This window comes from Pseudomonas sp. ZY71, assembly GCF_036542145.1.
GTDB classification, from domain to species: domain Bacteria; phylum Pseudomonadota; class Gammaproteobacteria; order Pseudomonadales; family Pseudomonadaceae; genus Aquipseudomonas; species Aquipseudomonas koreensis_A.
Genome location: NZ_CP144274.1, coordinates 4,373,652 through 4,396,095 on the forward strand (window position 1 = coordinate 4,373,652; position 22,444 = coordinate 4,396,095).

21 protein-coding genes and 4 tRNA genes are annotated in these 22,444 nt (G+C 56.8%); 8 read left to right on the forward strand and 17 right to left on the reverse strand.

Annotated features, from left to right (window positions below; genetic code table 11):
* Window positions 1-544: 544 nt before the first annotated feature.
* From VY732_RS19350 to VY732_RS19395, 10 genes are all read right to left on the reverse strand, one after another.
* Window positions 545-2,416: a SurA N-terminal domain-containing protein gene (locus VY732_RS19350; RefSeq protein WP_116030197.1), complete on the reverse strand. Its 1,872-nt coding sequence runs from the start codon at window positions 2,414-2,416 to the stop codon at window positions 545-547.
* A 228-nt stretch (window positions 2,417-2,644) separates the two neighbouring features.
* Complete coding sequence (locus VY732_RS19355; protein WP_003183171.1) at window positions 2,645-2,917, reverse strand: HU family DNA-binding protein; 273 nt, start codon at window positions 2,915-2,917, stop codon at window positions 2,645-2,647.
* Between the two features lie 148 nt (window positions 2,918-3,065).
* Window positions 3,066-5,462, reverse strand: coding sequence for an endopeptidase La (gene lon, locus VY732_RS19360; RefSeq protein WP_007917325.1), 2,397 nt, complete (start codon window positions 5,460-5,462; stop codon window positions 3,066-3,068).
* A gap of 162 nt (window positions 5,463-5,624) precedes the next feature.
* Window positions 5,625-6,908: an ATP-dependent Clp protease ATP-binding subunit ClpX gene (gene clpX, locus VY732_RS19365; protein ID WP_003223632.1), complete on the reverse strand. Its 1,284-nt coding sequence runs from the start codon at window positions 6,906-6,908 to the stop codon at window positions 5,625-5,627.
* 112 nt (window positions 6,909-7,020) lie between these two features.
* Window positions 7,021-7,656, reverse strand: coding sequence for an ATP-dependent Clp endopeptidase proteolytic subunit ClpP (clpP, locus tag VY732_RS19370; protein ID WP_007951559.1), 636 nt, complete (start codon window positions 7,654-7,656; stop codon window positions 7,021-7,023).
* Window positions 7,657-7,749: 93 nt separating this feature from the next.
* Window positions 7,750-9,060: a trigger factor gene (tig, locus tag VY732_RS19375; protein ID WP_007917329.1), complete on the reverse strand. Its 1,311-nt coding sequence runs from the start codon at window positions 9,058-9,060 to the stop codon at window positions 7,750-7,752.
* 400 nt (window positions 9,061-9,460) lie between these two features.
* Window positions 9,461-9,536, reverse strand: a tRNA-His gene (locus VY732_RS19380).
* 77 nt (window positions 9,537-9,613) lie between these two features.
* Window positions 9,614-9,698 (reverse strand) — tRNA-Leu (locus VY732_RS19385).
* 56 nt (window positions 9,699-9,754) lie between these two features.
* Window positions 9,755-9,830, reverse strand: a tRNA-His gene (locus VY732_RS19390).
* 32 nt (window positions 9,831-9,862) lie between these two features.
* A tRNA-Arg gene (locus tag VY732_RS19395) sits at window positions 9,863-9,939 on the reverse strand.
* A gap of 275 nt (window positions 9,940-10,214) precedes the next feature.
* On the opposite strand from VY732_RS19395, the gene folD reads away from it, so the two are divergent.
* The 4 genes from folD to pbpG all read left to right on the forward strand — a co-directional run bounded on the left by folD (window position 10,215) and on the right by pbpG (window position 14,052).
* Window positions 10,215-11,069 carry a bifunctional methylenetetrahydrofolate dehydrogenase/methenyltetrahydrofolate cyclohydrolase FolD gene (gene folD / locus VY732_RS19400; RefSeq protein ID WP_016986882.1) on the forward strand — a complete coding sequence of 285 codons (855 nt, stop codon included), beginning with the start codon at window positions 10,215-10,217 and terminating at the stop codon, window positions 11,067-11,069.
* A 296-nt stretch (window positions 11,070-11,365) separates the two neighbouring features.
* Window positions 11,366-11,941 carry a DUF6932 family protein gene (locus VY732_RS19405; protein WP_123594374.1) on the forward strand — a complete coding sequence of 192 codons (576 nt, stop codon included), beginning with the start codon at window positions 11,366-11,368 and terminating at the stop codon, window positions 11,939-11,941.
* Window positions 11,928-12,830 (forward strand): hypothetical protein, encoded by a 903-nt coding sequence (locus VY732_RS19410; RefSeq protein ID WP_077573690.1) that lies wholly within the window; start codon window positions 11,928-11,930, stop codon window positions 12,828-12,830. The genes VY732_RS19405 and VY732_RS19410 overlap by 14 nt, the downstream gene beginning before the upstream one ends.
* Window positions 12,831-13,113: 283 nt before the next feature.
* The gene (gene pbpG / locus VY732_RS19415) at window positions 13,114-14,052 is read left to right on the forward strand and encodes a D-alanyl-D-alanine endopeptidase (protein WP_077573691.1); all 939 of its coding nucleotides are present in this window, start codon (window positions 13,114-13,116) and stop codon (window positions 14,050-14,052) included.
* A gap of 54 nt (window positions 14,053-14,106) precedes the next feature.
* Here pbpG and VY732_RS19420 read toward each other — a convergent pair whose 3' ends face one another.
* The 3 genes from VY732_RS19420 to VY732_RS19430 form a co-directional block, all read right to left on the reverse strand.
* Window positions 14,107-14,313, reverse strand: a complete 207-nt coding sequence (locus tag VY732_RS19420; protein ID WP_137219634.1) for a hypothetical protein — start codon at window positions 14,311-14,313, stop codon at window positions 14,107-14,109.
* A gap of 12 nt (window positions 14,314-14,325) precedes the next feature.
* A complete protein-coding gene (locus tag VY732_RS19425; protein ID WP_077573693.1) occupies window positions 14,326-14,532 on the reverse strand; it encodes a DUF6021 family protein in 207 nt (68 codons plus the stop codon).
* Between the two features lie 90 nt (window positions 14,533-14,622).
* The gene (locus tag VY732_RS19430) at window positions 14,623-15,294 is read right to left on the reverse strand and encodes a peptidase C39 family protein (protein ID WP_077573694.1); all 672 of its coding nucleotides are present in this window, start codon (window positions 15,292-15,294) and stop codon (window positions 14,623-14,625) included.
* 234 nt (window positions 15,295-15,528) lie between these two features.
* On the opposite strand from VY732_RS19430, the gene VY732_RS19435 reads away from it, so the two are divergent.
* The gene (locus VY732_RS19435) at window positions 15,529-15,699 is read left to right on the forward strand and encodes a hypothetical protein (protein ID WP_331691527.1); all 171 of its coding nucleotides are present in this window, start codon (window positions 15,529-15,531) and stop codon (window positions 15,697-15,699) included.
* A gap of 277 nt (window positions 15,700-15,976) precedes the next feature.
* Here the strand turns inward: VY732_RS19435 and VY732_RS19440 are convergent, their stop codons facing one another.
* Both VY732_RS19440 and VY732_RS19445 read right to left on the reverse strand, forming a co-directional pair.
* Window positions 15,977-16,726, reverse strand: coding sequence for a TerC family protein (locus VY732_RS19440; protein ID WP_016986876.1), 750 nt, complete (start codon window positions 16,724-16,726; stop codon window positions 15,977-15,979).
* Window positions 16,727-16,755: 29 nt separating this feature from the next.
* The gene (locus tag VY732_RS19445) at window positions 16,756-16,998 is read right to left on the reverse strand and encodes a hypothetical protein (protein WP_034154673.1); all 243 of its coding nucleotides are present in this window, start codon (window positions 16,996-16,998) and stop codon (window positions 16,756-16,758) included.
* A gap of 133 nt (window positions 16,999-17,131) precedes the next feature.
* Between VY732_RS19445 and nhaR the strand changes: the two genes are divergently transcribed.
* Window positions 17,132-18,031, forward strand: a complete 900-nt coding sequence (gene nhaR, locus VY732_RS19450) for a transcriptional activator NhaR (RefSeq protein ID WP_137219636.1) — start codon at window positions 17,132-17,134, stop codon at window positions 18,029-18,031.
* Here the strand turns inward: nhaR and VY732_RS19455 are convergent.
* Entirely contained in the window at window positions 18,026-19,189 is a 1,164-nt protein-coding gene (locus VY732_RS19455; protein ID WP_077573698.1) for an MFS transporter, read from the reverse strand. The genes nhaR and VY732_RS19455 overlap by 6 nt on opposite strands.
* Window positions 19,190-19,525: 336 nt before the next feature.
* On the opposite strand from VY732_RS19455, the gene sstT reads away from it, so the two are divergent.
* The gene (gene sstT / locus VY732_RS19460) at window positions 19,526-20,758 is read left to right on the forward strand and encodes a serine/threonine transporter SstT (RefSeq protein WP_077573699.1); all 1,233 of its coding nucleotides are present in this window, start codon (window positions 19,526-19,528) and stop codon (window positions 20,756-20,758) included.
* A 336-nt stretch (window positions 20,759-21,094) separates the two neighbouring features.
* Here the strand turns inward: sstT and VY732_RS19465 are convergent, their stop codons facing one another.
* Window positions 21,095-21,604 (reverse strand): DUF1993 domain-containing protein, encoded by a 510-nt coding sequence (locus VY732_RS19465; RefSeq protein WP_034154670.1) that lies wholly within the window; start codon window positions 21,602-21,604, stop codon window positions 21,095-21,097.
* Window positions 21,605-21,729: 125 nt separating this feature from the next.
* Here VY732_RS19465 and VY732_RS19470 point away from each other — a divergent pair, with 125 nt between their 5' ends.
* On the forward strand, window positions 21,730-22,377 hold the full coding sequence (locus tag VY732_RS19470; protein WP_116030201.1) for a YceH family protein: 648 nt from the start codon (window positions 21,730-21,732) through the stop codon (window positions 22,375-22,377).
* Window positions 22,378-22,444: the final 67 nt, after the last annotated feature.

Here is a 22,444-nt window from a genome sequence, read left to right on the forward strand (position 1 = left end):
TACAGTGGAACTGAGTACATCTGACAGAAGATTGGTCGGCTGTAAGGCCGCCATCCCGAGCAGGCTCGCTCCCACAGGTTTAATTCGTGTGCGGCCCACGCGGCAAAGCCGCCCCACTCAACAGGATGAGCGTTAGCTCGGCTGCAGCTCTTGATCTTGATCTGAAGGCCCGTCGGCAGGCTGAGTGGAGGGATTGATCCGGGGGGTGGGAGCGCAGCGACCGTTCGACGAAGTCGAACACATCGAGAGGAGGTGCAGCGAAGCAAACCGTAGGCGATGCCCCCGGATCAATCCCGGAGCGAAGGAACCCCGAGCCCCAGCGAGCGGGCCGAACGTCAGGGCAAAGCCTTTTGGGTTACCTTTTCGGCGTTTGGAAAAGGTGACTCGCTGTAAGAGCGAAACCGCCAGCGGCAGCACCCGAAGCAACGGATATCCCCCCAAAACCCCAAGAACATGGTCGGCCCAAAGGCCGCCACGACCCAACGCAAAAAAAAAGCCCCGACCTATACAGGCCGGGGCTTTCACATGACAGCTCAATCAACCATCAAAACCGCTTGATCTCAGCCTGAGCTTCCAACTGCTTGCGATACGCCGCAAAGTCCTGCTGCCCCTCACGCGAAGCAAGGAAACGACGGTACTGAACCTTCTCTTCATCCGTCGGCGCAGCCGCTTCGTTAACGCCGTTCAGACGCACAATCATCAGACTACCGTCCGGCAAAGTGACGCTGGTGAACGTCGGCTTGTCCTTCGCAGCCGGCTTCGGCATACGGAACAACGCTTGCAGCACCGCCGGATCAACACCTTCCTGACCACGGGTGGCCGCTTCGGTAGCTTTCCAGTTCTGCCCGTCAACCGCCTTGTCCAGAGGAGCCTTGCCATCACGCAGATCAGCAATCAGCTTCTCAGCCTTGGTCTTGGCAGCCGCACTCGCGTGCTCTTTGGTCAACTGAGTGCGGATCGCCGCATTCACGCTTTCCAATGGCAGTTGCGCAGGCTTCAAGTGCTCCTTGGAGCGCAGCACGATCACGGTTTCCGGATCCAGTTCGATGGCGGTGCTGTTGGCACCTTCGTCGATCACTTCGGTGCTGAACGCAGCGGTCACTACGGCACGGTTGGCCGCAACACCTTCGCCACCTTCACGGCCGAACGGCTTGGAGGTGTGCACGGTCAGCTTCAGATCCGCCGCTGGCTGAGCCAGGTCAGACGCTTCGAACGCCGAGTCTTCCAGTTGCTTGGTCGCCTCGACGAAACGCTGCTCGACCTGCGCGGCTTTCAGCTCGCGGGTCAGCTTGTCTTTCAGACTGGCCAGGGTCGGCACTTCAGGCGCTTCGACACCCAACAGCTTGATCAGGTGGTAACCGAAGTCGGTACGAATCGGCTCGGACACCTGGTCTTTCGACAAGGAGTACAAGGCTTTTTCAAACGCCGGGTCGTAAACACCAGGACCTGCGTAACCAAGGTCACCGCCATTGTTGGCCGAACCCGGGTCCTGCGAGAACTCTTTGGCCAGCGCTTCGAACTTCTCGCCCTTGGCCAGACGCGCCTGGACTTCGTCGATCTTCGCCTTGGCCTGAGCTTCAGTGGTCTTGTCGTTCACTTCGATCAGAATGTGCGCGGCACGACGCTGTTCCGACAGGTTGGCGATCTCTTTCTGATAAGCCGCCTGCAGGTCTTCGTCCTTGACGGCGACCTGATCGAAGAACGAAGACTTCTTCAGTTCTACGTAATCGATGATCACTTGATCCGGAGTCATGAACTCCTTGGCGTGCTCGTCGTAGTAGGCCTTGACCTCGTCGTCGGTCAGCTTGACCGCCGCCGGATCAGCCTTGACGTTCAGGGTGGCGAAATCGCGGGTCTGTTTTTCCAGACGGGCAAATGCCAGCACTTCAGCGTCGGTGACGAAACCGCTGCCCGCCACACCGGCGCGCAGTTGGCCGATCAGCATTTCCTGAGCCAGCATCTGGCGGAATTGCATACGGCTGTAACCCAGTTGACGGATCACCTGGTCGAAGCGCTCGGAGCTGAACTTGCCATCCACCTGGAATTCAGGTGTCTGCAGGATCACTTGGTCCAGTGCGCCTTCGGAGAAAGCGAATTTCGCTTGTTCGGCGCCTTGCAGTAGCAGCTTGCGATCAATCAGCCCCTTGAGGGCCGATTCGCGGAGCATTTTTTCGTCGAGCAAGGAAGCATCGAAATCCTTGCCCAGCTGTTGCATCAGCTGACGGCGTTGCATATCAACGGCCTGGCTCAGCTCGTTCTGGCTGATTTCATCACCATTGACCTTGGCCGCCTCATTCTTGTGAGTCGTGGCCTGGAAAATGGCGTCGAAACCGGTCAGAGCCATCAGTGCAACGATGACCCCGATAATGGTCTTGGCAATCCAGCCTTGTGAATTGTCCCTGATATTCTGCAGCATGCGTCCCCCAGAAACGGTTGAACTTCAAAATTAGGCAACCGTGGAGCGTGGGTAGAATCCGGATAGAAGAAAGGCGCATCCGAGGATGCGCCTTCTCGTAACTGGCGGAGCGGACAGGGCTCGAACCCTCGATCCCGGCGTTACAGGCAACTGTTTCAGTGACCTGCTCTACCGCTCCGCTGCCAAGTCAGGCATGACCCCGACCCGGATGGGTAAAAACCTGAAAACTTAGTTAACAGCTTCTTTCAGTGCTTTACCGGCTTTGAAACCTGGCTTCTTGGCAGCCGGGATTTCCAGAGTCTTGCCGGTCTGCGGGTTACGACCGGTACGAGCCGGACGATCCGTCACGGAGAAAGTACCGAAACCAACCAGAACAACGGAGTCGCCAGCCTTCAGAGCGCCAGTGACGGATTCGATTACAGCGTCCAGCGCACGGCCAGCAGCAGCTTTCGGGATATCAGCGGATGCAGCGATAGCATCAATCAGTTCCGACTTGTTCACTCTAAGTCCCCTTATATCTATTTTGAGATGATTCTAAGTTTTTTGGTGAAAGCAAAAACGAGTGCTGAATGGCCTACAGACACTTAAGAGCCGCTTTATAACAAGGGCTCTAAAAAACTGTCAAGGAAGCCCCCCAGGCAAAAGCGTATTAATGCGTGCTAATTCTTTCCTTAGAGTCAGACTCACGTTTTTCGTCCTTGGCAACTATCTCCGGAGCCACATCCGGCAAGGGCTCCGGCGCGTATTGCAGCGCAATTTGCAGGACCTCGTCAATCCATTTAACCGGTTTAATCTGCAGATCCTGCTTGATATTGTCAGGAATCTCCTTCAGATCACGCACGTTCTCTTCCGGAATAATCACGATCTTGATTCCGCCGCGGTGAGCCGCCAGCAGTTTTTCCTTCAGACCGCCAATCGCCAGCACCTGACCACGCAGGGTAATTTCACCGGTCATGGCGACATCGGCGCGCACCGGAATGCCGGTCAATGCCGACACCAGCGCCGTGCACATGCCTACACCAGCGCTAGGGCCGTCCTTCGGGGTCGCCCCTTCCGGCATGTGGATGTGCGTGTCGCGCTTCTCGTGGAAGTCCAGAGGAATGCCCAGGCTCTTGGCACGGCTGCGCACCACAGTCAGCGCGGCAGTGATCGATTCGACCATTACATCGCCCAGCGAACCGGTCTTGATCAATTGGCCTTTGCCCGGCACAACCGCGGCTTCGATAGTCAGCAACTCGCCGCCCACCTGTGTCCAGGCAAGGCCGGTCACCTGACCGATCTGATCCTGCTGCTCGGCCAGACCGTAACGGAACTTGCGCACACCGAGGAAGTGTTCGAGCAGATCAGCTGTCACTTTCACCGAGAAGCGTTTTTCCAGCGCGTGCTCTTTAACGGCCTTGCGGCAGACCTTGGCGATCTGACGTTCGAGGCCACGCACACCGGCTTCACGGGTGTAGTAACGGATGATGTCGCGGATCGCTTCTGCATCGAATTCCAGCTCGCCCTTTTTCAGACCGTTAGCGGCGATCTGCTTTGGCGAGAGGTATTTGACGGCGATGTTGATCTTCTCGTCTTCGGTGTAACCCGGCAGACGGATCACTTCCATCCGGTCGAGCAGCGCCGGCGGAATGTTCATCGAGTTCGAGGTGCACAGGAACATCACATCGGAAAGGTCGTAATCGACTTCCAGATAGTGGTCGTTGAAGTTGTGGTTCTGCTCTGGATCGAGCACTTCCAGCAACGCCGACGCCGGATCGCCACGCATATCGCTGCCCATTTTGTCGATTTCATCGAGCAGGAACAGCGGGTTGCGCACGCCCACCTTTGTCATCTTTTGAATCAATCTTCCCGGCATCGAACCGATGTAAGTCCGACGGTGACCACGAATTTCCGCTTCATCACGCACGCCACCGAGGGCCATACGCACGAATTTGCGGTTGGTGGCGTGGGCAATCGACTCCGCCAGCGAGGTTTTACCCACACCCGGAGGACCGACCAGGCACAACACCGGGCCACGAATTTTCTTCACACGTTTTTGCACGGCGAGGTATTCAAGGATGCGTTCCTTGACCTCTTCGAGACCGTAGTGATCGGCATCGAGAATGTCTTCTGCGCGCGCCAGGTCCAGGCGTACCTTGCTCTGCGCCTTCCACGGCACCTGCACCAGCCAGTCGATGTACGAGCGCACCACGGTGGCCTCAGCGGACATCGGCGACATTTGCTTGAGCTTGTTCAGCTCGGCAGTGGCTTTCGCCAACGCGTCTTTCGGTAGGCCGGCAGCGTCGATACGCTTTTTCAGGTCTTCGATTTCGTTGTGGCCTTCGTCGCTGTCGCCGAGCTCTTTCTGAATGGCCTTCATCTGCTCATTCAGGTAGTACTCGCGCTGACTGCGCTCCATTTGCTTTTTGACACGGCCACGAATGCGTTTTTCGACTTGCAGCAGATCGATCTCGGCATCCAGCAACGCCAGAACGTGCTCGACCCGGGCCGACAAATCGATGATTTCGAGAATTTCCTGCTTCTGCTCGATTTTCAGCGCCATGTGCGCCGCCATGGTGTCGACCAGGCGACCTGGCTCATCGATGCTGTTGAGCGACGACAGGACTTCAGCCGGGACTTTCTTGCCCAACTGCACATACTGTTCGAACTGCGACAGCAGTGTGCGCACGAACACTTCGGATTCGCGCTCGGCAGCGTCAACTTCTTCGATCAGCGACACTTCGGCACGGCAGTGGCCGTCGACTTCGCTGAAGCGCTCGACGGTGCCGCGCTGCTCACCCTCGACCAACACTTTTACGGTGCCGTCAGGCAGCTTGAGCAGCTGTAGAACAGTGGCGATGGTACCTACGCGATAGAGAGCGTCTTCACCGGGATCGTCGTCAGCCGGGTTTCTCTGGGCCAGCAGGAGGATCTGCTTGTCGCCCGTCATCGCGGCCTCGAGGGCTTCGATGGATTTCTCGCGCCCCACGAACAGCGGGATAACCATGTGCGGATAAACCACGACATCACGCAATGGCAGGAGAGGCAATTCGATGGTTGTCTTCATGATTTCGCCTCTACGGCGGCCATATGGCCGTAATCAGATGGAATTGAGCTTGAAACCAAGATGGGGGCTGCCTTGAAAAAAAACAAGCGCTAAGCGGATGTAAAAAATGACATAAAAAAAAGAGGCCCGAAGGCCCCTTCTTTATTCCAGCAGACTGGACACTTACGCGTCCGGTGCTGCCTTGGCGGTCGGCTCACTGTTTTCGTAGATATACAGTGGCTTGGACTTGCCTTCGATCACGCTTTCATCGATCACGACTTTGCTCACCTCGGACTGCGAGGGGATTTCATACATCGTGTCGAGCAGTACACCTTCGAGAATCGAGCGCAGGCCACGGGCACCGGTTTTACGTTCCAGGGCACGCTTGGCGACCGATTTCAGCGCGTCTGTACGGAACTCCAGATCCACGCCTTCCATCTCGAACAGCTTGGCATACTGTTTGGTCAGAGCATTTTTCGGCTCGGTGAGGATCTGCATCAGCGCAGCCTCATCCAGCTCGTCCAGCGTCGCGAGGACCGGCAGACGACCGACGAACTCCGGGATCAGACCGAACTTGACCAGATCGTCAGGCTCGACTTCACGCAGGGATTCACCGACTTTCTTGCCTTCTTCCTTGCTGCGCACTTCTGCGTTGAAACCGATGCCGCCCTTGGTGGAACGGTTTTGAATAACCTTTTCCAGACCGGAGAACGCACCACCGCAGATGAACAGGATGTTACGGGTGTCGACCTGCAGGAACTCCTGCTGCGGGTGCTTGCGACCACCTTGCGGCGGTACGGAAGCGACCGTGCCTTCGATCAACTTCAGCAAGGCCTGTTGCACGCCTTCACCGGAAACGTCCCGAGTGATCGACGGATTGTCGGACTTGCGGGAAATCTTGTCGATTTCATCGATGTAGACAATACCCATCTGGGCTTTCTCTACGTCGTAATCGCACTTCTGCAGCAGCTTCTGAATGATGTTCTCGACATCCTCACCCACGTAACCCGCCTCGGTGAGGGTGGTTGCGTCGGCAATGGTGAACGGAACGTTCAGCAAGCGGGCCAGTGTTTCGGCCAGCAGGGTTTTACCGGAGCCTGTCGGGCCGATCAGCAGGATGTTGCTCTTGCCGAGTTCGACGTCGTCAGCCTTTTTGTCACGCTGGTTCAGGCGCTTGTAGTGGTTGTACACCGCTACGGCCAAAACCTTTTTCGCACGCTCCTGACCAATGACGTACTGGTCAAGGATGCCGCTGATTTCTTTAGGCGAAGGCAATTTATGCGCGCTGCTTTCGGCCTGGGCTTCCTGCACCTCCTCACGGATGATGTCATTGCACAGGTCGACGCACTCGTCGCAGATAAAGACCGAGGGGCCGGCAATCAATTTGCGCACTTCATGCTGGCTTTTGCCACAGAAGGAGCAATAGAGCAGCTTGCCGTTGTCCTCGCCGTTGCGGGTGTCAGTCATTCGTTCGATCCAAATCCGATAGGCTTGCAACACAAGATGAAGGCTATTGCGGGCTTTTTCAAGCCCGCCGCTGATCAGACAAGCCGACCAAGCCTATTTTGAGCTGCTTATTTTAAGCTGGGCGCTGGTTGATCACTTCGTCGATCAGACCATATTCCTTCGCAGCTTCTGCACTCATGAAGTTGTCGCGATTGGTATCGCGCTCGATTTCTTCCAGAGTACGCCCGCTGTGTTTGGCCATCAGCGTGTTCAGACGCTCGCGAATGAAGAGGATTTCCTTGGCGTGGATTTCGATGTCCGACGCCTGGCCCTGGAAACCGCCCAGTGGCTGGTGAATCATCACGCGCGAGTTCGGCAGGCAGAAACGCTTGCCCGGGGCACCTGCGGTCAGCAGGAATGCACCCATGCTGCAGGCCTGGCCGATGCAGGTGGTCGACACGTTCGGCTTGATGAACTGCATGGTGTCGTAGATCGACATGCCTGCTGTCACCGAACCGCCCGGGGAGTTGATATAGAGATGGATGTCCTTGTCCGGGTTTTCCGCTTCAAGGAACAGCAGTTGCGCGCAGATCAGGTTGGCCATGTAGTCCTCTACCGGACCAACCAGAAAGATCACTCGCTCCTTGAGCAGGCGCGAATAGATGTCATAGGCGCGTTCGCCACGAGCAGATTGCTCGACAACCATCGGGACCAGGCCGCCGGCGGCCTGGATATCAGAGTTCTGCTGAATATAAGAATTACGGAACATGCTCTGCAGTCGCTCCCAAATAGTTATGTCTTGAATACGCATAAGCCAGCTCGAGAGCTGGCTTATGGTGTGTACTTCTTAACGCAAAATCAATCAGTCGGCTGTTGGAGCTTCTACCGGCTTGACTGCTTCTTCGTAAGAGACCGCTTTGTCGGTCACACTAGCTTTCTGCAGAACAGTATCCACAACTTGTTCTTCCAGCACAACCGAACGCACTTCGTTCAGCTGCTGCTCGTTTTTGTAGTACCACGACACAACCTGCTCAGGCTCTTGGTAAGCCGAGGCCATTTCCTGAATCATTTCGCGAACGCGAGCTTCGTCAGGCTTCAGATCGAACTGCTTGACCACTTCAGCAACGATCAGACCCAGCACAACGCGGCGCTTGGCTTGCTCTTCGAACAGCTCGGCCGGCAGTTGATCAGGCTTGATGTTGCCGCCGAACTGCTGAACAGCCTGCACGCGCAGACGGTCAACTTCGTTGGACAGCAGCGCCTTCGGCACTTCGATCGGGTTGGTGGCCAGCAGACCGTCCATTACCTGATTCTTGACCTTGGATTTGATCGCCTGACGCAGTTCGCGCTCCATGTTCTTGCGAACTTCGGTGCGGAAACCGTCGATGCCGCTTTCCTTGATGCCGAATTGAGCGAAGAACTCTTCGTTCAGCTCTGGCAGCTTAGGCTCGGAAACAGTGTTGACAGTCACGGTGAACTCGGCGGTTTTGCCAGCCAGGTCGAGGTTCTGATAGTCCTCTGGGAAGGTCAGATTCAGAACGCGCTCTTCACCGGCTTTAGCGCCAACCAGGCCTTCTTCGAAGCCCGGAATCATGCGGCCGGAACCCAGCACCAGCTGAGTGCCTTTGGCGGAGCCGCCAGCGAACACTTCGCCGTCAACCTTGCCAACGAAATCGATGTTCAGTTGGTCTTCGTTCTGGGCGGCGCGATCGGCCACTTCAAAACGGGTGTTCTGCTTGCGCAGGATGTCGAGCATTTTGTCCAGGTCAGCGTCAGCCACGTCAGCGCTCAGGCGCTCAACGGTGATGCCGTCGAAACCGGCAACGGTGAACTCCGGGAACACTTCGAACACAGCAACGTATTCCAGATCCTTGCCAGCTTCGAGCGACTTAGGCTCGATCGAAGGCGAACCAGCCGGGTTCAGCTTCTGCTCAACCACAGCTTCGTAGAAGGAGGACTGGATCACGTCGCCTACAGCTTCCTGACGAGCATCAGCACCGAAACGGCGCTTGATTTCGCTCATTGGCACTTTGCCTGGACGGAAGCCAGCAATCTTGGCCTTTTGGGCGGTCTGCTGCAGACGCTTGTTGACCTGAGTCTCGATGCGCTCAGCCGGCACGGTGACGCTCATGCGGCGCTCGAGAGCAGTAGTATTTTCAACAGAAACTTGCATGGATATTCCTCGTTGCACAGACGTTAGCCGGCCGTTTCCGACCCCAGAATCAAGGGCATGCATTCTAGTGGGTCAAACTCAAGAAGTCACCCTACTGAAAACGGGTAAAAAAACAGCAGGCATGTTATCGGGACCGCTACACCAATGCAGCGCGCCCCACAGGCGAATACAACCAATCACGCCAGGGCTCTGCGCCAACCGCTTCTATATATAGAAGAGACTGCCAATCACTCCCTGACGGCCGTTCTTGCAAGCAAGCCCGGCGAGCAGTGCAGCATCATCGAGCAACATAAATACGACGAAGCGCCCTACTCCTGCGTCCGGAAACCGGCCATGCCGGTTTTCAAAACCGCAAAACAAAAAAGGCGCCAGACTGTTAAATCTGGCGCCTTTCGAAATATGGGGTGGACGATGGGGATCGAACCCACGACAACGGGAGTCACAATCCCGTGCTCTACCAACTGAGCTACGCCCACCATATTGCGTAACAAAAAAGCCAAACAACTTCTTTGTTGAAACCTCACCAGCCCGAAGACATGAATGAAGCTTTAATTGGTGCGGATGAAGAGACTCGAACTCTTACGCCTCGCGGCGCTGGAACCTAAATCCAGTGTGTCTACCAATTCCACCACATCCGCAGGTGAAGCTTTAAAGCAAAGGCGCCAGACTGTTACATCTGGCGCCTTTCGAAATATGGGGTGGACGATGGGGATCGAACCCACGACAACGGGAGTCACAATCCCGTGCTCTACCAACTGAGCTACGCCCACCATATCGCGCTACTTGTGCCAAAGCTGCCTAATGGCGCACCCGGCAGGACTCGAACCTGCGACCATCCGCTTAGAAGGCGGATGCTCTATCCAGCTGAGCTACGGGCGCCTTATTAATCTGTACTCTTAAAGGACTACAAACTAAGTGCTTTCCAGTGTCGCAGAACCTTGATTCCGCTTCACCTTCTTAACCAGTGCTAGGCTGTGCCCGACAAGTGCGACGAATAGTATAGAGCGCTCCAAAGGTCGTCAAATCCTTTTTGAAAAAAATTCATTTAATTAAAGGAGTTAGAGGAATTTGCTGACCGAGCGCCTTTGCCCTCACCGCTCGACATGCGAGAATGCGTTCTCATTTTTTCCCCTCTCGATGGTTAATCACGCGCAATGACTGCACAACTAATCGACGGCAAATCGATCGCCGCCAGCCTGCGCCAGCAGATCGCCCAACGAGTTGCCGAGCGTCGCCAGCAAGGCCTGCGCACTCCCGGCCTCGCGGTGATCCTGGTCGGCAGCGATCCTGCCTCTCAGGTTTATGTCTCGCACAAGCGTAAAGACTGTGAAGAGGTTGGCTTCCTCTCTCAAGCCTACGACCTGCCCTCCGACACCACGCAAGACGCATTGACCGATCTGATCGATCGCCTCAACGACGACCCTGCAATCGACGGCATCCTGCTTCAGTTACCGCTGCCCGAGCACCTGGACGCCTCCAAACTGCTGGAGCGCATCCGCCCGGACAAAGACGTCGACGGTTTCCACCCTTATAACGTCGGCCGTCTGGCCCAACGCATTCCGCTGCTGCGCCCATGCACGCCTAAAGGCATCATGACGCTGCTGGAAAGCACCGGCGCTGACCTTTATGGCATGGACGCAGTGGTAGTCGGCGCCTCCAACATCGTCGGTCGCCCGATGGCGATGGAACTGTTGCTGGCCGGCTGCACCGTAACCGTGACTCACCGCTTCACCAAGGATCTGGCCGGCCATGTCGGTCGTGCCGATCTGGTGGTGGTGGCCGCCGGCAAGCCGGGTCTGGTCAAAGGCGAGTGGATCAAGGAAGGCGCGATCGTGATCGACGTCGGCATCAACCGTCAGGACGACGGCAAACTGGTCGGTGACGTTGTTTACGAAACCGCCCTGCCCCGCGCTGGCTGGATCACTCCAGTGCCGGGTGGCGTCGGTCCGATGACCCGCGCCTGCCTGCTGGAAAACACGCTTTACGCAGCAGAAACCCTGCACGTCTGAAGCGGTTTTACCGCTGCACCAGAACCCCGCCCAGTGCGGGGTTTTTCATGCCAAAGAAAAATCCGCCTCTTTCTTCTATAAACAGCCCCCCAAAAAAGCCCCCCTGGAAGAGCTACATTAATCCTCCAAAGGCACTTCCGCTAACACGCTGAAGCATTTCTAAAATGCGAGGGACTGGCAACCAAGCGTATGGTGACACGCATGTACTGATTTTTTGGACCCCATATAACACTTGGCGCGATTGGCCCCCTCAGTCCGCCGACCAGGTCAAGACAACAGAACGCACGGAGGCTGGATTGATACCCGAATGGAATGCCGAAGGGGTAATTCCCCCTATAAACGAGGATAGCCCCGCGGGGTTTGATCGAGCGCCTTATGAGGTTAGTCTTGGGCAAATCGTCTCGAGATTTGCGACCAGCCCTGAGCGATGTGATATTTTTTCAGGCTATCTCGCTCATCGAGCAGAACTGCATAAAATGGGTATCGACAGGGGTTTTCAGTGGCTGGATGGAAGTTTCACTGAAGATATCGAGATGCTCGAACATCGCCCTCCGCGAGACATTGATGTTGTGACGTTCACGCCAGCAGGTGATGCGTTTTTCGATGCGCTCGGCGATCATGAAATCAATCTTCTTGGCGGCGATCGGGCTAATCTGAAGAAAGAATTCAAGATCGACTTCTACATTCAGTCGTTGAGCGATCCTGCCGAATCCCTGGTGGCGATGACCACTTACTGGTACAGCATGTGGTCACACCGGCGCACCGGACAATGGAAGGGCTTTTTGAAAGTCGACCTTTCTCCTGATCAGGATGCAGATGCCGAAAGCTTGCTTGTGGTACGTCGGCAGGAGCTTGAACATGAACAGATCTGAGTACGCCCATAAAGCTGCGGAGCTCGGCTTCCTTGTAAAACAAGCTGCCACTCCTGGCATCAGTAAACTTACCCTGATGTCGATACAAGCAAAAATCGATCAGGCTCGCGCCTTTCTTGACGATAATGGTCAGCACGCCTATCGACCTGCCAGGGCCAGACTGACCTACCGTGGCGTTCCTGTATGGGGAACGCACGGTGTGCTGGCTGAGTTTGGTGCGACAGCAACTCGGGCATTCAGCGTCGCAATAACCGCGATTGCAGCATCGGTTTCGGGGACGCTCGCAGACAAAGGGCCTATCCCCAACCGACTAAGCAACCAGCTTTTGATCACCGGACCAGCTCGCGGCTCTTTTGGATTCGAACTAGAAGAAATACCGGCTGATAAGCAGCTTGATATAGAGGGCACCACACCGGTATCCCAAGCTATCGATATTCTGGCCGAACTGCTCGAGGCCACGACAAAAAGCGACGAAGAATTATCTGAGCCGGTCTCCCGTTTGGCCGACAGAGCGATCGCAGCCGTTTCAGACTTCCTCAACGAGTTAGCCGAGAATGATGCTTCATGCGCGCTTACGACCAACACTCGCAGCTTCCAGTTTTCAGACGTAGAGCAGGTTCGCCGCAGCAAAGCGCGGCTGAGTAGAGACAATATCAAAGAGGATGATGAAGTTTTTACCGGGGCCTTTGTCGGTGTGTTGCCCGATAAAAGAGTTTTCGAATTCAAAACCGATGGAGGTGAAATTATCCATGGAAGGATTTCAAGCGAGATCACCAGCCCAAATGACATCAACGGGCATCTCTATACTCATCTGACGATCCGCGTTACTGCCAGGAGAATCGGCTCCAGTAATCCGAGATTCATGCTGAAAGGGCTTCCCTGGACGTAAGCATGCCTCCTGAAAAAAGCACCCTTTACGCCGCAGACACTCTGCACGCCTGATCGGCACTTTCAGCAATAAGAGAAACCCGCCTTGTGCGGGTTTTTTCATGCCTGAGAAAAAACTGTAACCGTTCGCCGGAAACCCCTCTTTTTACAGGCCTTTTCACGAGTTTTTCAGGTCGTTCAAACAACCATCGACAGATCTTCAGCCATACTCCTAGAATGCGACGCTTTGAAGAAATAACCCGTTACAAACTAACGGAATATCCAACCTTTATGAGTTCGCCCGCGTGAAAATTCGTCTCTCGATTCTGAGCCTGTTTTTTGCTTTTACAGGCACATTCATCACGCCAACGATCAACGCTGCGGAAACCACCGCTGCCCCACGTGACGCTTCGACCCTGAAGATCGCCTCCGGCAGTGCCCTGCTCATGGATATGCAGACCAACAAAGTCATCTACTCCAGCAACCCAGACGTGATCGTGCCGATTGCCTCTGTCAGCAAGTTGATGACCGGTTTGGTAGTGGTTGAAGCCCGGCAAAACATGGACGAATGGATCAATGTCGATATCAGCAACACGCCGGAAATGAGGGGTGTGTTCTCCCGAGTCAAACTCAAGAGTGAACTGCCGCGTCGCGAGATGTTGCTGATCGCCTTGATGTCCTCGGAAAATCGCGCCGCCGCCAGCCTCGCCCACCACTATCCGGGTGGCTACGCCGCCTTTATCGCGGCGATGAACGCCAAGGCCAAGGCACTGGGCATGACCAACACCCACTATGTCGAGCCGACTGGCTTGTCCGAACGCAACGTCTCTACCGCCCGTGACTTGAGCAAGTTGCTGGTCGCCGCGAGCAAGTACCCGATCCTCAGCGAACTCACGACCACCAAGGAAAAGACCGTGTCGTTCCGCAAACCCAATTACACCCTGGGTTTCCGCAACACCGATCACTTGGTCAACAAGGCTGATTGGGACATCAAGATCACCAAGACTGGTTTCACCAACCCCGCCGGTCACTGCCTGGTACTGGTGACGAAGATGGGCAACCGCCCGGTCGCGCTGGTGATCCTCGACGCGTTCGGCAAGTACACCCATTTTGCCGATGCCAGCCGTATTCGCAGTTGGGTAGAAACCGGGCGCAGCGCCAGCGTTCCGGCGGTGGCTCAGCAATACAAGGCCGAGAAAAACCTCAAGAATCGCCAGAGCGGCGTAGTCGAAGCGTCCAAGTAAGGCACCGCACAAGAAAAAGCCCCGAATCCCCGGGGCTTTTTTTCATCTGCTGCCTCAGTCATTGGGCAACGGCATCTGATCATCTTCAGGAATGCCATCCCCCGCACTCGGATCCCGCGAAGGTTCCGGTGTCATGACATTGGGTCGGGCCATCGGATCGCGCATCGGACTGTCCGGGTCCAGCACCGGATCAATATCCGGCTCTGGCGTAGTAGGCACACTGTCCGGTTTATGGTCATCGAAGCTTGAATCGGTACTCATACGCACCTCGCATCAAGGTTTCAGATTGGCTAGCGGGTCATACGGCTTGGCCGGTTGCTTGTCGTCCTCGCCGGGCTTCACGTCTTTGGGGGCTTTCGCAGGGCCGACGGGATCGACTTGCGGATCATCAAGATCCGGCGAATCCGGATCAAAGCCCAGATCATGACCCGAAGAGTGCTCGGAAGAATGTGGGCCTTTCGGGGATTGGGGATCTGTCATGTTCGCCTCCTGATTCACCCGCAAACGACGGGCTATACAGATAAGAGGCGTGCCGGGCGCAGTCGTGCCCGGCAAATGACGAACGGAGACTCAGTGGGCGGCCAGCGCTTTCTTCGCCTGCGCCGCTTCGTTTTCCTGACCGGCCTGGGCCAGTTCATCGGCCGCTTTGAGCCAGCGTTGCCGGTCGACGGCAGCAGGAATCTGCGACGGCTTCTGAATCAGCACGGCCCAGCCACCAGACTTTTCCAGCGCCGATTCAAAGGAACTGAAACTCATCAATTCGCGGCGGTTCATGCCGGCGCGCAGCAGTACCTTCTGTTTGTTGCGGTCATAACCGGACAGGATCGCGTAACGCGGCTCGGCCCAGAATGCCGAGCCCTCGCTGAAGCGCACCATCACCGGATAACCCGCCGCAACTTGGGTCAGCAGCGCTGGCAGGTTGCTGTCCAGCGGATAAACCACCATGCCGTACTCACGGGCAAGGTTCTGGATATTCTGTTGCAGTTTGTCTTCGGCCCCCGGCAAGTGCAGTGGTTTTTCCAGTAAACCCGGGGTGATCACGATGCCCTGCTGCGACAACAGGCTGGCCAGCACTTGCGGCCCGCTCTGATTGGCTTCGCCGCGATAGAACGTGCCGCTGAGTTCGACCCGCTCCGGCAGACGCTTGACCTCAGGCGCGACACTGCCTGCACACCCGGCCAACATGGCCGCGCAACCGGCCACCAGCAGCGCCGCACGAATTCGAGAAAATACCTGCACCATCATCACTCTCTGTTCAGACGCCGGTCATCGTGTTCCGGCAACGCTTGCGATCATAGGGCCGCGCCAGTCTGCGGTATAGCCTTAAGCGGCAGACACATCGCTTGCATAGAGCAAACTGATTGGTCGTCACCGACCTTTGGTCAATAGTCTGCAACACCTCATTGTCTAGACTGTCACTGAAACAGAGCGAATTGAAAAAGTGGGCGCCCGAGGCAGGGCAAAGAGGAGGCACTGATGAGCCTGACCATGACGATTGTGATGTTGATTGCCGGATGGCTGGCCGTGGCGGCTGCCATGTTGTGGGGTGTACTGCGGATTTCGCGGCGCCATCATCACCATCCGGTTCAGCCTGCTGCGGTTGAGAAAACCGAGGAACACCGCGTGAGGCATGCGACTGCGCACTGAGGTTCAACATCAAAAGCGAAAAGCCCCTCACCCTAGCCCTCTCCCGGAGGGAGAGGGGACTGACCGGGGTGTCTTTCGAGTTATGCCGACCTGAAATATCGAGTCGAACTCAGGCTTGAGAACCGCACAAATCGGCTCCCTCTCCCTCTCCCTCTCCCTCTCCCTCTCCCTCGGGAGAGGGCTGGGGTGAGGGGCTGGCCTTACAGAACATAGAAAACCTGAAATAAAAAAAGGCCGCCTGAACTGAGTTCAAGCGGCCTTTTTGGCTCACTGGCGGTTACACCTGCTCAGCCAGCTTCTTCTGCTTCGCCCGACGCGACATCATGTTCAGCACTTCAATCGAAGCCGAGAACGCCATCGCCGCATACACATAACCTTTCGGTACGTGTGCGCCGAAGCCTTCAGCGATCAAGGTCATACCGATCATGATCAGGAAGCCCAGCGCCAGCATCACCACCGTCGGGTTGTCGTTGATGAACTTGGCCAGCGGTTCAGCAGCAAACAACATCACCAGTACCGACACCACCACCGCGATGATCATGATCGGCAAGTGTTCGGTCATGCCGACCGCGGTAATGATGCTGTCGATCGAGAACACCATGTCGAGCATCAGGATCTGGCCGATGGCAGCGGCAAAACCCAAGGTGACCGTCGAGGTCGCCGACTTCGGATCTTCCGGTGCCGGGTCCATGCTGTGGTGGATCTCGGTCGTGGCCTTCCAGACCAGGAACAGACCACCGGCAATCAGGATCATGTCCTTCCAGGAGAACGCCTGGCCCAGAATCTCGATCACCGGCGCAGTCAGCTGCACGATGAAAGCGATGGTGCTCAACAGTGCCAGACGCAGGATCAACGCCATGCCGATACCGATGCGGCGCGCTTTCTGCTGGTATTGCTTAGGCAACTTGTTGGTCAGGATCGAGATAAAGATCAGGTTATCGATGCCGAGCACGATTTCCATCACCACCAATGTGGCCAAAGCAACCCAAGCGGTGGGGCTGGCGGCGAGCTGTAACAGATATTCCATGGGTCAGTCCTGACTCTGTGTAAGACGAATTAGATGGTCTTGGAGGAGGATTCGGAATTTTCCGCATCTTTTTCCGGTGTTTCTTTTTTCTCGATCAACCCGCCGGTGGCATCGCTGAGCGCCTGCTCGGCAGCTTTATGCGTGTCGTCAATCGCTTGCTTGGCGCTTTCGGCGGCTTTGCCCATCAGTTGCTGGGCGCTTTTCTCGGCCTGATCGCAACCGGCCAGAAGCAGTAAAGACGTAAACATCAATGCTGGGATGGTGTATTTCATAAGGTTTCCTTCGAATGAACAGACAGGCTCACAGACCGGCCGTCGATGGCTGGGCATTCTAGGGAGATGAACACTTCAGGAAAATTCGTATTTTTAGCGGCTATACTTCGGTTTTCACGAACTGTAGACCGTCATGCTCAATTACCGACAACTGCATTACTTCTGGGTCGTAGCCAAGACCGGCAGCATTGTGCGCGCCTGCGAGCAACTGAACCTGACCCCACAAACCATCAGCGGGCAGATTTCCCTGCTCGAACAGACGTATGGCATCGAGTTATTCAGACGCGTCGGACGGCAACTCGAATTGACCGAAGCCGGGCGACAAGCCCTGCCCTACGCCGAGCAGATGTTTCAGCTCGGCGGCGAACTGGAACTGATGCTGCGTGCACAACCCAACGAACAGCAGATACTCTTTCGCGTCGGCGTGGCGGATGTGGTGCCGAAGTCCATCGTCTATCGCCTGATTGCGCCGACGATGGAGCTCAACGAGCCGCTGCGCATCACCTGCCGCGAAGACAAACTCGAACGCTTGCTCGCCGATCTGGCCATTCAGCGCCTGGACCTAGTGATCTCCGACAGCCCGATGCCCTCGCACCTCGATATCAAGGGCTACAGCCAGAAGCTCGGTGAGTGTGGAATCAGCTTTTTCGCCACCCCGGAACTGACAGCCAAATACGGTCACGACTTCCCGCGCAGTCTGCACGGCGCACCGCTGTTGATTCCCGGTGCGGAAACCGTGGTGCGCAGCCGCTTGCAGCGCTGGTTTGCCGAGCAGCAGATCCAGCCACAAATCGTCGGCGAGTTTGATGACAGTGCATTGATGCAGGCGTTCGGCCAATCCGGCAGCGGGATTTTTATTGGCCCGAGCGTGATTGCCGATGAGGTGAAGCGCCAGTACGGCGTCGAGCTGATTGGCCAGACCGACGCGGTGACCGAGTCGTTCTACGCCATTTCGGTGGAGCGCAAGGTCAAGCACCCCGGCATCGTTGCGATTACCGAAGGTGCCCGACGCGAGCTTTTTACCGCGTTATGAGGCCTCGGCGCAGATTTCGCGCGGCTTGAGCGTCATCAGCACCATGGCGAGGAACACCGAGAGCAAAATGAACCCAGCGGCGGTAAAACCGAGGAAACCCAGACCCGCGCTGTCGATGACCCGACCACCGACGATGGCGCCCAGGCCGATCCCCAGATTGGCCCCGGCGATGTTCAACGAAGCGGCAAAGGCCGGCGCTTCCGGCGCGGCTTTCATCAGGCGCACATGGCTGACCAGGAACAGCGCGGCCTGGGTCACGCCCCAGATCCCCATCGCCACTGCGAGCCCCAGCGGCGAATGAATGTTCGGCACCAGCGAGACCATGCCGGCAATCATGAACGCACAGAACAACACCGATGCCCCCAACGGATGGCGGTCGACCGCACGACCACCCAGCGAGTTGCCGATCAACCCGACCGCGCCGAAGGCCATCAGGCACCAACCGACCACGGTGCCGTTGAAGCCGGCGAGGCGCTCAAGAATGTCGGCCAGATACGTATAAGCGGTAAACATGCCGCTGAACACCAGAATCGACAGGACGATATGGCCGATCATCAACGGGCTGCGCAGGATCTTGAATTGCGAGCGGAAGCTGACCTGATGCTGGTGCAGACTGGTTTTCGGCAGGTAAACAAATAGCAGCAAGGCTTTGGCAAAAGCGATGACCGCCAGAATGCCAAAGGCACTGCGCCAGCCGAAAGCGTCAGAAATCAGCGTGCCGACCGGGATGCCAAACACCGTGGCGCAAACGATGCCGAAGCCAATCTTGGCGATCGCACGACCGGCAAAGTCCGGGCCGACAATGTCCACGGCCGTCTCACTGGCCAAAGCCCAGAACACTGGCAAGCCGAGCGCCGGGATCAACCGGGCAATCGCCATCACCCAGATGTTCGGCGCCAGCGCCGCCACGGTATTGGCCAGACCGAACATGATCAGGATGCTGATAAACAGCTTGCGCCGCTCGAAGCGGGCGAAGTAGGCGGTCAAAAACGGTCCGAACATCGCCACCGTGAAGGCGAACAGCGTCACCAGCAACCCGGCCTGCGGGATGGTGACTTCAAGGTCTCGGGCAATCGCCGGCAACAGGCCGACGATGACGAATTCCGTGGTCAGCACCGTGAATCCGGCGGCAGACAACAGAAGAATGGGCAACAGCATGCGCAACTCCAGCAAAACGACGACACCAGCGTTGACCCGAAGGCCCGCTGGCGAAATTTGAAAATAAGGATGCGCAATCTTAACAGAGTGTGTCCGGGCTGACTTGCCCAAACCTGTCTATCTTGCCGACAACTCCGGTGGCAGATCGTCACAGGCCTGAAGGATAAGGCCTACGCTGTGATAAAGTCCGCGCCCTGAAAAACGTACAGCCTATTCAACGACCAGTTTACTGGCGTTGATCTCGCGTCAGCCTTTCGGTACGTGACGGTGGTCTGCCCCCGAATATCCACCGCCTTCACGCCACCTCGCACCCTATAAAAAATCAGAGATGCCGTTATGACTGCTTCATCCCCTTCTCTATTGCAACGCCTGAAGAACCTGAGCCTGGTCGCACAGATCCTCATCGGCCTGATCGCCGGTATTGCCTTGGCGATGTTTGCCCCGCAAGTGGCAAAAGACACCGCGTTCATCGGCAAAGTGTTCGTGTCGGCGTTGAAAGCCGTCGCGCCGATTCTGGTGTTCGTGTTGGTAATGGCGTCGATTGCCAACCACAAGCACGGCCAGGAAACCCACATCCGTCCGATTCTGTTCCTCTATCTGCTGGGCACCTTCGCCGCAGCCGTGGTGGCCGTGATTGCCAGCATGGCATTCCCGTCGCATCTGGTGCTGTCCACCGAAAACGTCGCGGTGACCGCGCCGGGTGGCATTGCAGAAGTGTTGCAGAGCCTGTTGCTGAGCGTCGTGGATAACCCGGTGAATGCACTGATCAACGCCAACTTCATCGGTATTCTGGCCTGGGCAATCGGCATGGGCGTCGCGATTCGCCATGCCGGTGACACTACCCGCGAAGTGCTCGGTGATCTGTCCAACGGCGTGACCCTGATCGTGCGTGTGGTGATTCGCTTTGCACCGCTGGGCATTTTCGGTCTGGTAGCGTCGACGCTGGCGACTTCGGGCTTCGGCGCGCTGATCGGTTATGCGCACCTGCTGGCCGTGCTGCTCGGCTGCATGTTGTTCGTGGCGCTGGTGATGAACCCGCTGATCGTGTTCTGGAAGCTGCGTCGCAACCCGTATCCGCTGACCCTCAAGTGCCTGCGTGAAAGTGGCATCACCGCCTTCTTCACCCGCAGCTCGGCGGCGAACATTCCGGTCAACCTGGAGTTGAGCAAGCGTCTGGGGCTGCATGAAGACACCTATTCGGTGTCGATCCCGCTGGGCGCGACCATCAACATGGCCGGTGCAGCGATCACCATTACTGTGTTGACCCTGGCGGCCGTGCATACATTGGGTATTGCCGTGGACATTCCGACGGCGATTTTGCTCAGCGTTGTCGCTGCGATTTGCGCGTGTGGCGCTTCGGGTGTGGCGGGTGGATCGCTATTGCTGATTCCGTTGGCTTGCAGCTTGTTCGGGATTCCGAGCGAGATTGCCATGCAGGTGGTGGCGGTCGGTTTCATTATTGGCGTGTTGCAGGATTCGGCGGAGACCGCGCTGAACTCGTCGACTGACGTGTTGTTTACCGCTGCGGCGTGTTTGGGTGAGGAAGCGAAAGCCCAACGTACCGCGTAACCGCCTTACCCTGTGGGAGCGAGCCTGCTCGCGAAGGGGGCGGGTCAATCGACATTGATGTCGCCTGACACACTGCATTCGCGAGCAGGCTCGCTCCCACAATGAAAAACGAAAAGCCCGCCATGGTGTGAACCTTGGCGGGCTTTTTTGTGGCTGAGATCTTTTCCCCCTCACCCCAACCCTCTCCCCCAAGGGGGCGAGGGGGAAAGGGGGCAGACCGAGTGCTGTTCAAAATCTGAGTTCGACTTGATAGTTCAGGTCGGTGTATCTCGAACAGACAACTCGGTCAGTCCCCTCTCCCTCCGGGAGAGGGCTAGGGTGAGGGGCTCTTAAAACTCAGAACGCGCCCATGTAATCACGCTTGCCCACTTCAACACCGTTATGACGCAGCAACGCATAAGTGGTGGTGACGTGGAAGAAGAACTGCGGCAAGCCATAGGTCAGCAGGTAAGCCTGACCGCTGAAGCGCTTCTCTTTCGGCGTGCCCGGACGGGTGACGATTTCGATGCCTTCCTTGCCATCGATCTGCTCTGGCTTGATCTCGCCAATGTAGGCCAGCACCTTGGCGATCAGGGCTTGCAGCTCGGCGAAGGTGGTTTCTGTGTCGTCGTATTTCGGCACTTCGACTTCAGCCAGACGCGAGGAAACGCCTTTGGCGAAGTCCACGGCGATCTGCACCTGACGGGTCAGCGGGAACATGTCCGGGTACAGACGGGCCTGCAGGAACGCGTTCGGGTCGATGTTTTTCTCGGTGGCGTGGGCTTCAGCCTTTTTCAGCACATCGCTCAAAGCGTTAAGCATTTGTTGAAAAACCGGGACGGATGCGGCGTACAGGGAAATGGTCATGGCAGTCTCGTGTAGTGGCTGGGTCGAACAAGGAGGCGATTATAGCCATGCTTGATGACCACACGGCTTGCCTTTTGTTTGGCAAGGATTAGGCTAGGCGCCTTCGACTGCAGAGGGAACGCGCGATGACCACAGAACCAGAATCCACCTTCGACGAGCCACGGCTCAACGCCACGGAAATCCGCATCCTCGGCTCGTTGATCGAGAAACAGGCGACCAGCCCGGAAACCTATCCGTTGACGCTCAATGCGTTGGTCACGGCATGCAATCAGAAAACCAGCCGCGAACCGGTGATGAACCTGACTCCGGGTCAGGTCGGCCAGAGCCTGCGCGCACTGGAAGGTCGCGGTTTCGCCAAACTGGTGATGGGCAGTCGCGCCGACCGCTGGGAGCACAAGGTCGACAAGGCGCTGGAGCTGGTGCCGGCGCAAGTGATTCTGAGCGGATTGATGTTTCTGCGCGGCCCGCAGACCGTCAATGAGCTGCTGACCCGCAGTGGCCGCATGCATGAATTTGAAGACACCGAGCAAGTGGTGCATCAGCTTGAGCGGTTGATTGCGCGCGGGCTGGCGGTGTTGATTCCGCGCCAGGCCGGGCAACGTGAAGATCGTTATACCCATGCGCTGGGTGATCCGGCGGATATCGAGGTCATCCTGGCGGCGCGGCAGAATCCATCGGATCGCGGTGCAAGCAGTGGCGTCTCGATCGAGCGCATCGAAGAGCTCGAAGCGCGAATCGCCGCGCTGGAAGAACGTCTGGCCCGCCTCGAATAACCGCACAAAACCAATGTAGGAGTGAGCCTGCTCGCGATAGCGGTGTGTCAGTCAAATATGATGTGAC

Bases quoted from the DNA above. Each gene is read 5' to 3' on its own strand.
- clpX (WP_003223632.1), bottom strand. From the start codon at position 6,908: ATGACTGACACCCGCAACGGCGAGGACAACGGCAAGCTGCTCTATTGC.
- folD (WP_016986882.1), top strand. From the start codon at position 10,215: ATGACTGCACAACTAATCGACGGCAAATCGATCGCCGCCAGCCTGCGC.
- VY732_RS19425 (WP_077573693.1), bottom strand. From the start codon at position 14,532: ATGACAGATCCCCAATCCCCGAAAGGCCCACATTCTTCCGAGCACTCT.
- VY732_RS19430 (WP_077573694.1), bottom strand. From the start codon at position 15,294: ATGGTGCAGGTATTTTCTCGAATTCGTGCGGCGCTGCTGGTGGCCGGT.
- VY732_RS19410 (WP_077573690.1), top strand. From the start codon at position 11,928: ATGAACAGATCTGAGTACGCCCATAAAGCTGCGGAGCTCGGCTTCCTT.
- VY732_RS19470 (WP_116030201.1), top strand. From the start codon at position 21,730: ATGACCACAGAACCAGAATCCACCTTCGACGAGCCACGGCTCAACGCC.
- clpP (WP_007951559.1), bottom strand. From the start codon at position 7,656: ATGTTCCGTAATTCTTATATTCAGCAGAACTCTGATATCCAGGCCGCC.
- VY732_RS19465 (WP_034154670.1), bottom strand. From the start codon at position 21,604: ATGACCATTTCCCTGTACGCCGCATCCGTCCCGGTTTTTCAACAAATG.
- VY732_RS19455 (WP_077573698.1), bottom strand. From the start codon at position 19,189: ATGCTGTTGCCCATTCTTCTGTTGTCTGCCGCCGGATTCACGGTGCTG.
- lon (WP_007917325.1), bottom strand. From the start codon at position 5,462: ATGAAGACAACCATCGAATTGCCTCTCCTGCCATTGCGTGATGTCGTG.
- VY732_RS19435 (WP_331691527.1), top strand. From the start codon at position 15,529: ATGAGCCTGACCATGACGATTGTGATGTTGATTGCCGGATGGCTGGCC.
- sstT (WP_077573699.1), top strand. From the start codon at position 19,526: ATGACTGCTTCATCCCCTTCTCTATTGCAACGCCTGAAGAACCTGAGC.
- VY732_RS19420 (WP_137219634.1), bottom strand. From the start codon at position 14,313: ATGAGTACCGATTCAAGCTTCGATGACCATAAACCGGACAGTGTGCCT.
- VY732_RS19445 (WP_034154673.1), bottom strand. From the start codon at position 16,998: ATGAAATACACCATCCCAGCATTGATGTTTACGTCTTTACTGCTTCTG.
- tig (WP_007917329.1), bottom strand. From the start codon at position 9,060: ATGCAAGTTTCTGTTGAAAATACTACTGCTCTCGAGCGCCGCATGAGC.
- nhaR (WP_137219636.1), top strand. From the start codon at position 17,132: ATGCTCAATTACCGACAACTGCATTACTTCTGGGTCGTAGCCAAGACC.
- VY732_RS19350 (WP_116030197.1), bottom strand. From the start codon at position 2,416: ATGCTGCAGAATATCAGGGACAATTCACAAGGCTGGATTGCCAAGACC.
- VY732_RS19440 (WP_016986876.1), bottom strand. From the start codon at position 16,726: ATGGAATATCTGTTACAGCTCGCCGCCAGCCCCACCGCTTGGGTTGCT.